At 56.6% G+C, this 13,603-nt stretch carries 13 protein-coding genes; 4 read left to right on the forward strand and 9 right to left on the reverse strand.

What is annotated here, in order from left to right; all coding sequences use genetic code 11:
• Window positions 1-49: 49 nt before the first annotated feature.
• The 8 genes from damX to pilM form a co-directional block, all read right to left on the reverse strand.
• The gene (gene damX / locus V1587_RS01100) at window positions 50-1,366 is read right to left on the reverse strand and encodes a cell division protein DamX (protein WP_371899022.1); all 1,317 of its coding nucleotides are present in this window, start codon (window positions 1,364-1,366) and stop codon (window positions 50-52) included.
• Window positions 1,367-1,458: 92 nt separating this feature from the next.
• Window positions 1,459-2,547 (reverse strand): 3-dehydroquinate synthase, encoded by a 1,089-nt coding sequence (aroB, locus tag V1587_RS01105; protein WP_024907920.1) that lies wholly within the window; start codon window positions 2,545-2,547, stop codon window positions 1,459-1,461.
• Window positions 2,548-2,604: 57 nt separating this feature from the next.
• Complete coding sequence (gene aroK / locus V1587_RS01110) at window positions 2,605-3,126, reverse strand: shikimate kinase AroK (RefSeq protein WP_003861630.1); 522 nt, start codon at window positions 3,124-3,126, stop codon at window positions 2,605-2,607.
• Between the two features lie 286 nt (window positions 3,127-3,412).
• The gene (hofQ, locus tag V1587_RS01115; RefSeq protein WP_395314487.1) at window positions 3,413-4,651 is read right to left on the reverse strand and encodes a DNA uptake porin HofQ; all 1,239 of its coding nucleotides are present in this window, start codon (window positions 4,649-4,651) and stop codon (window positions 3,413-3,415) included.
• Window positions 4,563-4,967, reverse strand: coding sequence for a HofP DNA utilization family protein (locus tag V1587_RS01120; RefSeq protein ID WP_395314488.1), 405 nt, complete (start codon window positions 4,965-4,967; stop codon window positions 4,563-4,565). The genes hofQ and V1587_RS01120 overlap by 89 nt, the downstream gene beginning before the upstream one ends.
• Window positions 4,957-5,412, reverse strand: a complete 456-nt coding sequence (locus V1587_RS01125; protein ID WP_371899019.1) for a HofO — start codon at window positions 5,410-5,412, stop codon at window positions 4,957-4,959. Before V1587_RS01125 ends, V1587_RS01120 begins: the two co-directional genes overlap by 11 nt.
• 3 nt (window positions 5,413-5,415) lie before the next feature.
• Window positions 5,416-5,910, reverse strand: a complete 495-nt coding sequence (locus V1587_RS01130) for a PilN domain-containing protein (RefSeq protein WP_371899018.1) — start codon at window positions 5,908-5,910, stop codon at window positions 5,416-5,418.
• Window positions 5,907-6,683: a pilus assembly protein PilM gene (gene pilM / locus V1587_RS01135; RefSeq protein ID WP_395314489.1), complete on the reverse strand. Its 777-nt coding sequence runs from the start codon at window positions 6,681-6,683 to the stop codon at window positions 5,907-5,909. The genes V1587_RS01130 and pilM overlap by 4 nt, the downstream gene beginning before the upstream one ends.
• 120 nt (window positions 6,684-6,803) lie before the next feature.
• On the opposite strand from pilM, the gene mrcA reads away from it, so the two are divergent.
• Complete coding sequence (mrcA, locus tag V1587_RS01140; protein ID WP_371899017.1) at window positions 6,804-9,356, forward strand: peptidoglycan glycosyltransferase/peptidoglycan DD-transpeptidase MrcA; 2,553 nt, start codon at window positions 6,804-6,806, stop codon at window positions 9,354-9,356.
• Window positions 9,357-9,436: 80 nt separating this feature from the next.
• Here the strand turns inward: mrcA and nudE are convergent, their stop codons facing one another.
• The gene (gene nudE / locus V1587_RS01145) at window positions 9,437-9,997 is read right to left on the reverse strand and encodes an ADP compounds hydrolase NudE (RefSeq protein WP_008503041.1); all 561 of its coding nucleotides are present in this window, start codon (window positions 9,995-9,997) and stop codon (window positions 9,437-9,439) included.
• 321 nt (window positions 9,998-10,318) lie between these two features.
• On the opposite strand from nudE, the gene V1587_RS01150 reads away from it, so the two are divergent.
• The 3 genes from V1587_RS01150 to hslR all read left to right on the forward strand — a co-directional run bounded on the left by V1587_RS01150 (window position 10,319) and on the right by hslR (window position 13,602).
• Window positions 10,319-12,454: an intracellular growth attenuator family protein gene (locus V1587_RS01150; RefSeq protein WP_371899016.1), complete on the forward strand. Its 2,136-nt coding sequence runs from the start codon at window positions 10,319-10,321 to the stop codon at window positions 12,452-12,454.
• Between the two features lie 66 nt (window positions 12,455-12,520).
• Window positions 12,521-13,204 (forward strand): GMP/IMP nucleotidase, encoded by a 684-nt coding sequence (yrfG, locus tag V1587_RS01155; protein ID WP_032662264.1) that lies wholly within the window; start codon window positions 12,521-12,523, stop codon window positions 13,202-13,204.
• Window positions 13,201-13,602 (forward strand): ribosome-associated heat shock protein Hsp15, encoded by a 402-nt coding sequence (hslR, locus tag V1587_RS01160; RefSeq protein ID WP_371899015.1) that lies wholly within the window; start codon window positions 13,201-13,203, stop codon window positions 13,600-13,602. Before yrfG ends, hslR begins: the two co-directional genes overlap by 4 nt.
• The last annotated feature ends 1 nt before the right edge of the window (window position 13,603 follow it).

Raw genomic sequence — 13,603 nt, forward strand, 5'->3', positions numbered from 1 at the left:
CCTTCTCCGGCTGTGGAGAAAGCTCCGACAGCATCCTGCGCTTTAAACATTACTTCAGATCGGCCTGAACCTGATGAATCGGCTTCGCCCAAGGGTTCTTCGCCTGAACGTCAGCTGGCAGCGCCGCAACGGCACGTTTTGCTTCATCTTTGGACGAATAAACACCACTCACCAGCACATACCACGGCTGACCGTTACGGGTCGTCTGATAAACAACGTAGTTTTTCAGATTTGACTTCTTCGCCCAGCTGTTGAGGTTGTCATAGTTAGACGAACTGCTCAGCTGCAGCGTGTAGTTGCTGGATGGCGCAGACTTCAGCGAGCCAACGTTACCTGCCGTTTTGCCTGCGGCACTGCTGGAGGCTGTTGCCGTGGCTGCTGGAGCCGTTGCTGCAGGCGCAGCTGTGGCAGCCGGTGCCGTTGTAGTCGCCGTTGCTTTCGGCGCAGTCTGCGTGACTGGCGCTTTCGCAGTCTCGCTCACCGCAGCCGTTTCGGTGTGTTTCGGCTGTGCCGGTACGGCTTTCACTTCAGGCGCTTTTACAACTGCCTGAGGTTTGGTTTCACGCTTAGGCTCAATCACCGCCTGCTTGCGTTCAGGACGCGTCGCAGTTTGCGTCTGGCGAGGTTTGGTTTCCGTTGCAGCCGCTTGTGGTTGAGCGTTACCACCGCGAATCGGGGCAACGGTTGCCGGCTCAGTTGGCAGCGTAGAGTTAACCACGACGTTATCAACCTGCTGCTGGTTCTGCGGCTGCGTCAGCGCATTGTTCAGATCTCCCTGAACTTCTACGCGCTGCTGGCCTTCAGGCGTAGCAGGTGCCTGACCCTGAGCAGGGGTTGAAGAAACGGGCGGCAGAGAAACATCCTGCGGCGCTGTGGTGTTACCTGCGGTCTGCTCAGCAGAAGTGGCACCCGGCGCAGGCTGTGCGCCATTCGCCTGATTGGAGGCATCGTTACCGGAAAGGTTGATGCTCTTCTCAGCGGAAGCAGTTTGCTCGGTTGTGTTCGTTGACGGTGCTTTAAGCGCGGAGCCAATGCCGACAATCAGCAGCACGAGCACCAGAACGCCAAGGCCCATCATAATATACTGGCGGGAAGCCGGTTTTGGCGCAGCGGCTTTTTTACGTTTACGCGGGCGACGCTCTACAGGCTGTTCGTCCATTGAATCTTCTTCGGACTCATAATCCTCTTCTGCTCGCTCTTCGTGCACGTTGCGGCTGCGCGAAGGACGACGATCGTCTGCATCCAGATCAACATCGTCAAAGTTGATCTGCGGCTCGTTATCACGTTCTGAAGATTGACGAGAACGACCAGTACGACGATCGCTGGGATCGGGTTTCAGCTCGTCTTCTGGTTTGAATTCATCCATTTAACACCCCACTCAAAGGCTTATGCCAACGACTTTGCATTTCACCTGAAGCTAAACGACCACCTGCGACAGTGGCCTGACCTTTCTAGTTGTTACGCCTGCTGACAATCAGCGATAGCGCCAAGAACGACATCGTGCGGCACTCCGCCGCGCACTTCACTCTTCCCTATTGCAAGCGGGAGTACAAGACGCATCTCACCTGCCAATACTTTTTTATCGCGCATCATGTGGGGTAAATACGCTTGCGCCGACATCTCCTGCGGCCCCGTCACCGGCAAACCTGCACGTTCGAGCAGCGCAATGATACGTGCCGTCTCTTCCGGTTTGAACTGTCCGAGACGTTCAGAGGTGCGGGCTGCCATGACCATTCCGGCCGCGACGGCTTCACCGTGCAGCCAGTTGCCGTAGCCCATTTCGGCTTCAATCGCGTGGCCAAACGTATGCCCAAGATTCAGTAAAGCACGTAAGCCCGTTTCACGCTCGTCTGCGGCAACAACTTCTGCTTTCAGCTCACAGCAACGACGAATGCAGTATGCCAGTTTCGCCTCATCCAGGCCCAGCAACGCATCCATATTCTCTTCAAGCCAGCTAAAGAACTCGCCATCCAGAATAATGCCGTATTTGATCACTTCCGCCAGACCAGAAGCCAGTTCGCGCTTCGGCAGGGTTTTCAGACAGTCGAGATCCACCACCACCGATGCGGGCTGATAGAACGCGCCAATCATGTTTTTGCCGAGCGGATGGTTGACTGCCGTTTTGCCACCCACAGAGGAGTCGACCTGGGACAGCAACGTGGTTGGGATTTGAATAAAACGGACGCCACGTTGATAGCTTGCGGCCGCAAAGCCGGTCAGATCGCCCACAACACCGCCGCCCAGGGCAAGCAGTGTTGTATCGCGACCATGCGGTTTTTGCAGCAATGCGGTAAAGACGGTATCCAGTACCGTCAGGCTTTTATACTGCTCGCCATCGGGGAGAATCACACTGTCGACTTTTACGCCCGCCTGCTCAAGCAGGTGGCGTACGCGGTCGAGATAAAGCGGAGCCAGCGTCTCATTGGTGACCAGCATCGCCTGATCACCCGCTTTCAGTGGTAAAAAGGAAGCTGGGTCGTTAAACAAACCAGCCGCGATGGTGATAGGGTAACTACGTTCCCCGAGAGTAACTGTAATCCTCTCCATGACGCGACATCCACCTTTAATGCTTTTACCCGCAGGCGAGTGTATATAAAGCCAGAATCAGTTGCTTTCCAGCATATGAATAATCTGGTTTGCAACCACTTTAGCGCTCTGGTCGTCAGTACGAATGGTCACATCAGCAATCTCTTCATACAGCGGATTGCGTTCATCGGCCAACGCTTCCAGAACTTCGCGTGGTGGCGTTTCAACCTGCAGCAGCGGGCGCTTTTTATCGCGCTGCGTACGTGCCAGCTGTTTCTCGATGGTCGTCTCAAGATAGACCACTACGCCACGGGCGGAGAGACGGTTGCGGGTTTCGCGAGATTTCACAGAACCGCCGCCTGTTGCCAGAACGATGCCCTGTTTTTCCGTGAGTTCGTTGATCACTTTTTCTTCTCGGTCACGGAAACCTTCTTCGCCTTCTACGTCGAAAACCCAGCCCACATCAGCTCCGGTTCGTTTCTCAATCTCTTGATCAGAATCGTAAAATTCCATATTGAGTTGTTGAGCTAACTGACGCCCAATAGTGCTTTTGCCGGCACCCATAGGCCCAACCAGAAAGATATTGCGTTTCTCTGCCATTTTATCGGTACTACTAAGACTATTCGTTAATGGTAATCCCCGCTTCGCAGACACCCGGCGTAGCAGGACATGAACTGAAACCTCATATGCAATAGAGCGAGAGTCAGACTAAAAATTATCTCAATACTCCGGCTTGTTTGGCAACTGATTAAATCACCGCGTCGGGCGCATAAGGTAATAAGACGTAAGTCCAACTCAAATCGGTACTCCTTGTATGCTAATTCATGCCCCACGTCAAACATCTGCAACAAACTGAATGCAAAATCATTGCGGGGATCGTTACCCGTCAGCGAATACCGACCAGACGTGGTGTAATAAACACCACTAACTCGCGCCGTTCATTATCCTTACCATCGTGGCGAAAAAGCTGCCCAAGCCAGGGGATTTTTCCCAGCCCCGGCACGCTGTCACTGCCGGTTTTGTTCTTCTGCGAAAAAATTCCGCCCAACGCCAGCGTTTCTCCACTTTTTACCTCCACCTGAGTTTCTATCTCCTGTTTGTCGATCGCCAGCGTTTCGCCGTCAGCCTGCTGCAGAACCTGTCCCGGCATATTTTCGCTGATGTGCAATTTCAGGCGCACGCGCCCTCCCGGCAAGACCATCGGCGTGACCTCCATCCCTAATACCGCCTCCTTAAACTCAACGGAGGTTGCGCCGCTTTCACCGCTTGAGACCTGATACGGAATTTCGCTGCCCTGCTTGATGCTGGCCGGCTGCCCGTGCGAGGCCAGCAGCCGCGGGCTGGCGATGATATCGACCTGCTGTTTTTGCTCCAGCGCTGAGAGCTCCAGATCCAGCAGCCGACCATTGATCCTCCCGATATTAAAACCCACGTGGGTGGTGGCGCTGGCGACGGAAAGATCGCTGCCCAGCGTCGTGAGCTGTCCAACTTTGCCCGCGTCGGTAGCGTCGGCGAGATTCCACTTCACTCCCAGCTCACGTAGGCTTTTTTCGTTAATGGTCACAATATGCGCCGCCAGCTCGACCTGCTCGATGGGAATATCCATCTGAGCGGCCCAGCGCTGCAGCGTTTCCACCACCGCCTGGTTATCCCGAATCAGCAGCCGGTTGGTGCGTTTGTCGAGAGACAAACTTCCCTTTGGGCTCAGGAGTTTTTCCGCCGCTTTTTGCAGCTCTTCGGCATCGGCATAGGAAAAAGGGATACTGTGAGACACCAGCGGCGCATCAAGCTGTCGGCGCATCCGCTCCTGTTCTGCGCGTTCCTGCTGTTCACGCTGCCAGGCCGCGGTATGCACATAAAAAATTCCACCCTCCTCTCGCAAAACGAGGCCAGCGCTGGTGACAACCGTCTGTAACGCCTGTCGCCAGGGGACGCGCGTCAGGTTGAGCGAAAGCGTGCCGCCGACATCAGGCGATATCACCAGATTTCGGTTCTCCTGTTCGACCAGGCTCTGCAGTATCTGGACTACAGGCACATCATCCACCACCAGCGTGACCGGTTTTGGCGCGGCGGCCCACAGCGGATGGCTGAACGCCAGCAGCCACAGCATTATCCATAAATTCATTCTTATTCGTTCCTTCTCGTTGCCACGTCCATTTTCCTGGTTCACATGTGTCACCCACATCTACAACCAGCTCTGTTTCATTGATGGCTGTTATCGTCCAGCCCGCAGGGAAGCGCTCATGCGTTTTCAGCCGGTACCAGCGCTTTTGCCCATCCTGTAAAATGCCGATAGCCTGCTGTTCTCCCACCATGCCGCGATATCGCCACTGCACCAGCTCGCCAATGGCGCAGGGATCGTCCGGCGGGCGAAACGGATCGCGCATGCCGGTCAATAGCAGCACAGAGCAAACCAGCAAATATCGCGCGCTATTTCGCATGTTCAAGCTCCAGCCGCAGGCGCAACGCCTTACCGTGTGGGGCAATCGCGAAAGCGGCGATCTGCACATCCCGCTGCGCCAGCCGGGAAAAAAGCGCCGGAAGCGCCTGCCACTCCACCTCCAGCATCAGTTCCCCGCCGCTCTGCAGCGGCTTCCAGTGAACCAGCGTCGTGTTATCGCCCTGAAAATCGAGCGGAGAAAACGGCGTCAGCGCCCGTACTTCCGCTGTTTTCGTAAGAAACGGCACCTTTCTGACGTCAGGCCATAACGCCGCGTTCGTCCTTACGTTCTGAATCAGCTGGCGTTGTCGTTCAGCACACTGCCTGTCTACCGGTCTGAGCAAGGTGCCCCAGGCGGCCAGTCCTGCCAGGAGGCTCACCAGACACCAGAAGAGCACCCGATACCAGGGGCGGCATTCGCACCAGCGTTCTAACAGGGTATCCATGGGTTACCCCTCGCTTTTAAGATGAAGGGTGAACATCCAGCGCCCCTGACTGTCCTGCCGAAGCTCACCCGCCGTCGCGGGCGTAAAACCCGCTATTTGGCTAAGCGCGTCGCGCAGAGCAGACAGGGCCGGTAGGGTTAGGGCATACCCGCTCAGCATCAGAGCAGGAGGCTGATAGCGCAGCTCTGTCAGCCAGGCCTGTGCCGGAATGGCGCTGGAAAGGGATTCCAGCACCGGTTGCCATGCGCGTCGCTGAAGGGTCTGCGCTGGCTTTTGCGCCTGTGAGGCGAGCTTCTGCCGGGAGGCAAGCGCGTGCTGCACGGTCTGAATTCCCGTCAGATCCGTTTGCAGCGCGTGCAGCCTCATAAGAGGGTTTATCCGCAGGCAGAAAATGACCACGAACATCAACAGCACGGTGCCGACACACATTGCGCCCCAGAAACGCAGGCATCGCGCGCGCCTCTGCTGCCGCCAGGGCAGAAAGTTCATGATGCTCATCCGGGCACCTCGCTCATGGCCAACGCCAGCGCAACGGTATAATCAGCGCCGCAGTCCGGCAGCGGGGCATGGCAGCGCTCGAGGATTTCCCACGGGTCACGTCGGCTATCAAACAGCGCGATGTCATCCGGACCAAGCGCCAGCAGCGCCGAAAGCTCGGCCACGCTTTCGGCTTCTGTGATAAAGCGGCGTCCCCACTGGTGACGCATCGCCCACAGCCACTGCCGGTCGTCCCGCCAGGCGATGCACGTCGCTGGCGCCACCGCAGGAAGAAGATTCACCAGCGCGCTGGCATCCGGAGTAATAGTCACCAGCCGCAAACGCAGCGTTTTCGCCAGCGCCAGTAGGGTATTAACCTCGTTGTTTTGCGCGGCTGTCACCTGAAAGGTATTGCTGAAGGTATCCTGCGCGTAATCGAAACAGAGCGTATCGGCAGACATCTCCAGTTCGCGGGCAAGCGCGGCGCCAAGCCATGAGAGCTGCTCGCTGTCGCGCAGCGCAACGGTCGGACGGGGGAGCGACCGTTGCAGAGTGCGTGCTGCCGGGAAAGAGAGGAACACCCGGTGGTAGTGCGGCAGCGTTTTCCGCCAGTCGCGTAACGCATCAACCAGCTGTTCTAACTGACAAATTTTGCCGTCACGAATGATGCCTTCGGCCAGAGGAATCGCCCACCAGCGGCGCAAACGCCAGCCGGACTTCTCCCGGGCCAACGCGACGATCCGCACCCTATCCTGTTGAATATGAACGCCCGTTTGCCATATTTTGAAAGCCATGCTTCACGATCTCCTTATCGCCCGTCGGGTTGACGGCTATATCAATGAATCAGGCTTGCCTTTATACTACCGCGCGATTGTTTAGAAACTGCCCAAGTGAAACCAAATGGGAAATCTCCGGTGAAGTTCGTAAAGTATTTATTCATCCTTGCAGTCTGTTGCATTCTGCTGGGAGCAGGCTCGATTTACGGTTTGTACAAATATATTGAGCCACAGCTACCTGATGTCGCCACGCTTCGCGATGTGCGCCTCCAGATCCCGATGCAAGTCTATAGCGCCGATGGCGAGCTCATGGCGCAGTATGGCGAGAAGCGTCGTATTCCGCTGACCTTAAACCAAATTCCCCCCGTGATGGTAAAAGCCTTTATCGCCACGGAGGACAGCCGTTTTTACGAACACCACGGTGTCGATCCGGTGGGGATTTTCCGTGCCGCGAGCATTGCGTTGTTCTCTGGTCATGCCTCTCAGGGGGCGAGTACCATTACGCAGCAGCTGGCGCGTAACTTCTTCCTCAGCCCTGAAAAGACGCTGACGCGTAAGATCAAAGAGGTGTTCCTTGCGATCCGCATTGAGCAGCTGCTGAGCAAAGACGAGATCCTTGAGCTTTACCTCAACAAAATTTACCTGGGCTACCGTGCCTATGGCGTGGGGGCGGCCGCGCAGGTGTACTTCGGTAAGCCTGTTGAGCAACTCACCTTAAGCGAAATGGCCACCATCGCCGGGTTGCCAAAAGCGCCGTCCACGTTTAACCCGCTCTACTCGCTCGATCGCGCCACCGCGCGTCGCAACGTCGTCCTGTCACGTATGCTGAGCGAAGGCTACATCAGCCAGAGCGAGTACGACCAGGCGCGTAACGATGTCATTGACGCTAACTACCACGCTCCGGAGATCGCCTTCTCTGCGCCTTACCTGACCGAGATGGTTCGCCAGGAGATGGTGAACCGTTATGGTGACAAGGCCTATGAAGATGGCTATCGCGTGTACACCACCGTCACCCGCAAGGTGCAGCAGGCGGCGCAGGAAGCGGTGCGCAACAACGTAATGGACTACGATATGCGTCACGGCTATCGCGGCCCGTCAAACGTGCTCTGGAAGGTAGGCGAAAGCGCGTGGGACAGCAAAAAAATCACCAGTACGCTGAGAGCGCTGCCGACCTATGGTCCGCTCCTTCCTGCGGTGGTGACTCAGGCCGATTCTCAGGAAGCCGTTGCGACGCTCGCGGACGGTACGTCCGTCTCCCTGCGCATGGATGGTATCCGCTGGGCGCGTCCGTACCGCTCAGATACGCTGCAGGGCGCCACGCCGCGTAAAGTGACCGATGCGGTACAGACCGGGCAGCAAATCTGGGTGCGCAAGGTCGGCGAATCCTGGTGGCTGGCGCAGGTGCCGGACGTCAACTCGGCCCTGGTTTCTATCAATCCGCAAAACGGCGCCGTGCTAGCTCTGGTCGGCGGGTTTGATTTCAACCAGAGCAAATTTAACCGCGCCACCCAGGCGCTGCGTCAGGTTGGCTCCAATATCAAACCGTTCCTCTACACGGCCGCGATGGATAAGGGCCTGACCCTCGCCAGCATCCTTAACGACGTGCCGATCTCCCGATGGGATGCGGGTGCCGGTTCCGACTGGCAGCCGAAGAACTCCCCTGCGGAGTATGCCGGCCCGATTCGTCTTCGTCAGGGTCTGGGACAGTCGAAAAACGTGGTGATGGTGCGTGCCATGCGCGCGATGGGCGTCGACTATGCCGCAGAGTATCTGCAGCGGTTCGGTTTCCCGGCGCAGAACATCGTTCGCACCGAGTCGCTGGCGTTAGGCTCAGCCTCCTTTACGCCGCTTCAGGTCGCCCGCGGTTACTCGGTGATGGCCAACGGCGGCTTCCTGATTGACCCGTACTTCATCAGCAAGATTGAGAACGATCAGGGCGGCGTGCTGTTCGAGGCGAAGCCGAAAATTGCCTGCCCTGACTGCGATATTCCGGTCATTTATGGCAATACGCCGAAATCTGAGGTGCTTGAGAATAAGGACATGGAAGACCCTGCCGTGTCGCAGGAGCAGCAGAACGGCGTAGTGCCGCAGCCGCAGCTCGAGCAGGCGAACCAGGCGCTGGTGGCGCAGACCGGCGCGCAGGAGTACGCCCCGCATGTGATCAACACGCCGCTGTCTTTCCTGATCAAGAGCGCGCTGAACACCAACATCTTCGGTGAACCGGGCTGGCAGGGTACCGGCTGGCGCGCAGGCCGCGATCTGCAGCGTCATGATATCGGCGGTAAAACGGGGACAACCAACAGCTCGAAAGACGCGTGGTTCTCCGGTTACGGTCCGGGCGTGGTGACCTCGGTCTGGATCGGCTTCGACGATCACCGCCGCGATTTAGGGCGTACAACGGCCTCCGGCGCGATTAAGGATCAGATTTCCGGCTACGAAGGCGGCGCGAAGAGCGCGCAGCCGGCCTGGGACGCCTACATGAAGTCCGTTCTTGAAGGCGTGCCGGAGCAGCCGCTGACGCCACCGCCAGGCGTGGTGACGGTCAATATTGACCGCAGCACGGGTCAGCTCGCCAACGGCGGTAACAGTCGCGAAGAGTATTTCATTGAGGGCACGCAGCCAACCACGCAGGCGGTGCATGAGGTGGGTACAGAGATCATCGATAACGGCGAAACGCACGAGCTGTTCTAAAAATAAAAATGCCCGGTAAAAACCGGGCAAAGCATCGTAGGCCGGGTAAGGCGAAGCCGCCACCCGGCTTTTTTTATGGCCTACAGTCGCCCCTGCCCCTTCAACCACTCCCGTACCAGGAACAGCGCGCTCACGTTGCGAGCCTCATTAAAGTCAGGGTCTTCCAGCAGGTCCATCAGGTGCGCCAGCGGCCAGCGAACCTGCGGCAGCGGCTCCGGCTCATCCCCTTCCAGCGATTCAGGATAGAGATCTTCAGCCACCACGATATTCATTTTGCTGGAAAAATAGGACGGCGCCATGCTCAGTTTTTTCAGGAATGAAAGCTCATTTGCCCCGAAGCCCACCTCTTCTTTCAGCTCGCGGTTGGCCGCTTCAAAGACGGTTTCACCCGGATCGATGAGCCCTTTCGAGAACCCAAGCTCGTAAGATTCCGTTCCCACAGCGTATTCGCGGATCAAAATCAGATGATCGTCGACAATCGGCACAATCATCACCGCTTCGCGCGACGAGGGGCGCATACGTTCATAAACGCGACGCACACCGTTGCTGAACTCCAGATCCACACTTTCAACATTAAACAGGCGCGATTTGGCGACTGTTTCAACATTCAGAATGGTGGGTTTTTGTAGTGGTTTGCTCATCTTGATGGGTCTTAGCAGTGAGAACTGGAGTTATTGTGCGATACGCCGCACGGTTTCGGCAATGTCAATTGTTCTTTATTTACATTTATGCAACGTAGTTGGGATCAATCCTCAATTCAAAACAAATGTCAAGAGGTTGAAATGTTTCCAGGAATTTGCTGATATCGCGCCATAACAGGCTTTGCTATCATCACCGGTCACTGGGATGCGCTTCAGAATGCTCAAGTTCGACTCCATACTTGCCGATAGCCAACCACAGACACTCATTCAATGTAAAGGTGCTACTGACTACACCTGTAAGATAAGTAAGATGGGGAAAGCATGAGCACCATTTTGATTGTTCTCGCTGCTATGCTGGCCAGCGCATTGGTTGCAGGGTGGTTGTACAGGCGCCGCGCACAGCGCCGTTATCGTCTGCCCTTTTTAAATGCATTTGCGGGTGCGAGCACGCGTAAACTCACGCAAGACGAGCGCGATGCGGTTGAAAACTACCTCGAAATTCTGAACCGTACTCAGTTAACGCCTGGGCCAACGGGAGCCACCGCTGCGCCCGTCGCGCTAAAGCTTAATGCGCAAAGTGATACCGTGCTCTGCGTGACGCGCTCCATCACGCGCTATGGCATCACTACTGATGACCCCAACAAATGGCGCTATTACCTTGATTCCGTCGAAGTGCATCTGCCCCCGTCCTGGGAGCAATACATTAATGACGAAAACAGCGTTGAGCTGATTCACACCGATTCGTTGCCCCTGGTTATCTCGCTTAACGGCCACACGCTGAATGAATATCTTCAGGAAGCCCCGCGTTTTGCGCTTGAGCGTGCGAGTTCAACGCAGGCATCCATTCGTGGCGAAGAGACTGAGCAGATCGAACTGCTGAACATTCGCCAGGAAACCCATGAAGAGTACGCCCTGAGCCGCCCGGACGGCATTCGTGAAGCTCTTCTGATCGTCTCTGCCTTCCTGCTCTTTTTTTTCTGCCTGCTGACGCCGGATGTGTTTGTCCCCTGGCTGGCGGGCGGTGCGGTGCTGCTGCTGGCGGGCGGGCTTTGGGGACTCTTTGCTCCACCGGCCAAAACCTCGTTGCGCGAGATCCACTGCCTGCGCGGTACGCCAAAGCGCTGGGGTCTGTTCGGTGAAAACGATCAGGAACATCTCAACAATATCTCGCTCGGAATTATTGACCTGATCTACCCGCGCCACTGGCAGCCGTGGATTGCGCAGGACTTAGGTCAGAAAACCGATATTGATATCTACCTTGACCGCCACGTTGTGCGTCAGGGGCGCTTCTTGTCCCTGCATGATGAAGTGAAAAATTTCCCGCTTCAGCACTGGCTTCGCAGCACGGTCATTGCCGGAGGCGCGGCGCTGGTCTTAGTGATGCTGCTGCTTTTCGTGCCGCTGGATATGCCCATCAAATTCACCCTGTCGTGGATCAAAGGGGCGCAAACCATTGAAGCGACCAGCGTCAGCAAGCTGGATGAAGCCGGTGTCCGCGTGGGTGACACGCTGCGCCTGAAGGGAACCGGGATGTGTAATATTCACACTCCGGGGGCGTGGAACACGCGCCAGAACTCACCGTTCATGCCGTTCGATTGTTCGCAAATTATCTGGAACGACGCGCCGCCGCTGCCGCTGCCGGAATCCGAAGTGGTGAATAAGGCTACTGCGCTTACCCAGACGGTGAACCGCCAGCTGCACCCGAAACCGGACGATGATTCACGCGTCAGCCCCGCGCTGCGCTCGGCCATTCAAAAATCAGGCATGGTTCTGCTGGATGATTTTGGTGATATCGTCCTGAAAACGCAGGATTTATGCTCCTCTCAGGATGAGTGCATTCGTCTTAAAAATGCCCTGGTCAACCTGGGGAACAGTAAAGACTGGGACTCGCTGGTGAAACGCGCCGAAGCGGGACGGCTGGATGGCGTCAACGTGCTGCTGCGTCCGGTGAGCGCTGAATCGCTGGATAACCTGGTCGCAACCTCCACGTCGCCGTTCATGATGCGTGAGACCACCCGAGCGGCTCAGGCGCTGAACAGCCCGGCACCGGGCGGCTTTGTGATTGCAAGCGATGAGGGCAGCGACCTGGTCGATCAGCCTTACCCGCAGGTTGCGCTTTATGACTACCCGGCGCAGGAGCAGTGGAGCCAATTCCAGCGCCTGGCGCAGATGCTGATGCAAACGCCGTTCAGCGCCGAAGGGATTGTCACGAGTATTTATACCGACGCCAACGGCACTCGCCATATCGGCCTGCACCGGATGCCGGATAGCGCAGGGCTATGGCGTTATATCGGCACCTCTCTGCTGATGACCGCAATGCTGATTGCCATTTTCTGGAACGGCTTTATGGCACTGCGCCGCTACCAGCGCTCGCGCACCCGGCTTGCCGAGATCCAGCAATATTACGAAAACTGCCTCAATCCTAAGCTGATCCCCTCCTCTGAGAGCCTGATCTGATAACGTCGTTGCGCGACAAGATGTGCTACCCTGTCGCGCACGTTTCTTCTGGCTGGAGTTCCCCTTATGCATCTTGATATCGCCTGGCAGGAGGTTGATACCGTTCTGCTGGATATGGACGGCACGCTGCTCGATCTCGCCTTTGATAATTATTTCTGGCAAACGCTGGTTCCAGAAACCTATGGCGAGCAGCAGGGGATTTCCCCGGCAGAAGCGCAGGCATTCATTCGTTCGCAATATAGCGCCGTGCAACATACGCTAAACTGGTACTGTCTTGACTACTGGAGCGAGCGCCTCGGTCTGGATATTTGTGCCATGACTACCGCCCAGGGCCCGCGCGCCGTTCTGCGCGAGGATACAGTGCCCTTCCTGGATGCGCTGAAAGCAAGCGGCAAGCGCCGTATTTTGCTGACCAACGCGCATCCCCATAACCTGGCGGTGAAGCTGGAGCATACGGGTCTGGCGTCGCACCTTGATTTATTACTTTCCACCCACACATTTGGTTATCCGAAAGAGGATCAGCGGTTGTGGCATGCGGTGAGGGAAGAGACGGGTTTACAGCCAGAACGTACGTTGTTCATTGATGACAGCGAGCCCATTCTGGATTCTGCCGCAAGGTTTGGCATTCGCTACTGTCTGGGCGTCACCAATCCTGACTCCGGCCTGGCTGAAAAAAGCTATCTTCGCCACCCGGGACTGAACGACTATCGCCAGATGATCCCCTCACTGACCGTGAAGGAGACGCCATGAAAGAAAAACCCTCTGACGGGGTAAGACTGGATAAATGGCTGTGGGCAGCGCGTTTTTATAAAACACGCGCCCTTGCCCGCGCGATGGTTGACGGCGGAAAGGTGCATTACAACGGCCAGCGCAGCAAACCGAGCAAGCTGGTTGAGCTAAATGCCACGTTAACGCTGCGCCAGGGCAACGATGAACGTACGGTGGTGATTAAAGCCATTACCGAACAGCGTCGACCCGCAACGGAAGCCGTACTGCTTTATGAAGAGACGGCGGAGAGCATTGAAAAGCGCGAGAAGACCGCGCTGGCGCGCAAAATGAACGCGCTGACGATGCCTCACCCGGACCGGCGGCCGGACAAAAAAGAGCGCCGCGACCTGATGAAATTTAAACACGGTGAGACTGAATAAC

Source organism: Enterobacter sp. ECC-249 (genome assembly GCF_043965265.1).
GTDB classification, from domain to species: Bacteria; Pseudomonadota; Gammaproteobacteria; order Enterobacterales; family Enterobacteriaceae; genus Enterobacter; species Enterobacter quasiroggenkampii.

What these genes read in the sequence shown, in the direction of transcription:
- hslR (WP_371899015.1), top strand. Translation starts at nt 13,201, where the DNA reads ATGAAAGAAAAACCCTCTGACGGGGTAAGACTGGATAAATGGCTGTGG.
- yrfG (WP_032662264.1), top strand. Translation starts at nt 12,521, where the DNA reads ATGCATCTTGATATCGCCTGGCAGGAGGTTGATACCGTTCTGCTGGAT.
- hofQ (WP_395314487.1), bottom strand. Translation starts at nt 4,651, where the DNA reads ATGAATTTATGGATAATGCTGTGGCTGCTGGCGTTCAGCCATCCGCTG.
- pilM (WP_395314489.1), bottom strand. Translation starts at nt 6,683, where the DNA reads ATGGCTTTCAAAATATGGCAAACGGGCGTTCATATTCAACAGGATAGG.
- nudE (WP_008503041.1), bottom strand. Translation starts at nt 9,997, where the DNA reads ATGAGCAAACCACTACAAAAACCCACCATTCTGAATGTTGAAACAGTC.
- aroB (WP_024907920.1), bottom strand. Translation starts at nt 2,547, where the DNA reads ATGGAGAGGATTACAGTTACTCTCGGGGAACGTAGTTACCCTATCACC.
- damX (WP_371899022.1), bottom strand. Translation starts at nt 1,366, where the DNA reads ATGGATGAATTCAAACCAGAAGACGAGCTGAAACCCGATCCCAGCGAT.
- aroK (WP_003861630.1), bottom strand. Translation starts at nt 3,126, where the DNA reads ATGGCAGAGAAACGCAATATCTTTCTGGTTGGGCCTATGGGTGCCGGC.
- V1587_RS01120 (WP_395314488.1), bottom strand. Translation starts at nt 4,967, where the DNA reads ATGCGAAATAGCGCGCGATATTTGCTGGTTTGCTCTGTGCTGCTATTG.
- V1587_RS01125 (WP_371899019.1), bottom strand. Translation starts at nt 5,412, where the DNA reads ATGGATACCCTGTTAGAACGCTGGTGCGAATGCCGCCCCTGGTATCGG.
- V1587_RS01150 (WP_371899016.1), top strand. Translation starts at nt 10,319, where the DNA reads ATGAGCACCATTTTGATTGTTCTCGCTGCTATGCTGGCCAGCGCATTG.
- V1587_RS01130 (WP_371899018.1), bottom strand. Translation starts at nt 5,910, where the DNA reads ATGAGCATCATGAACTTTCTGCCCTGGCGGCAGCAGAGGCGCGCGCGA.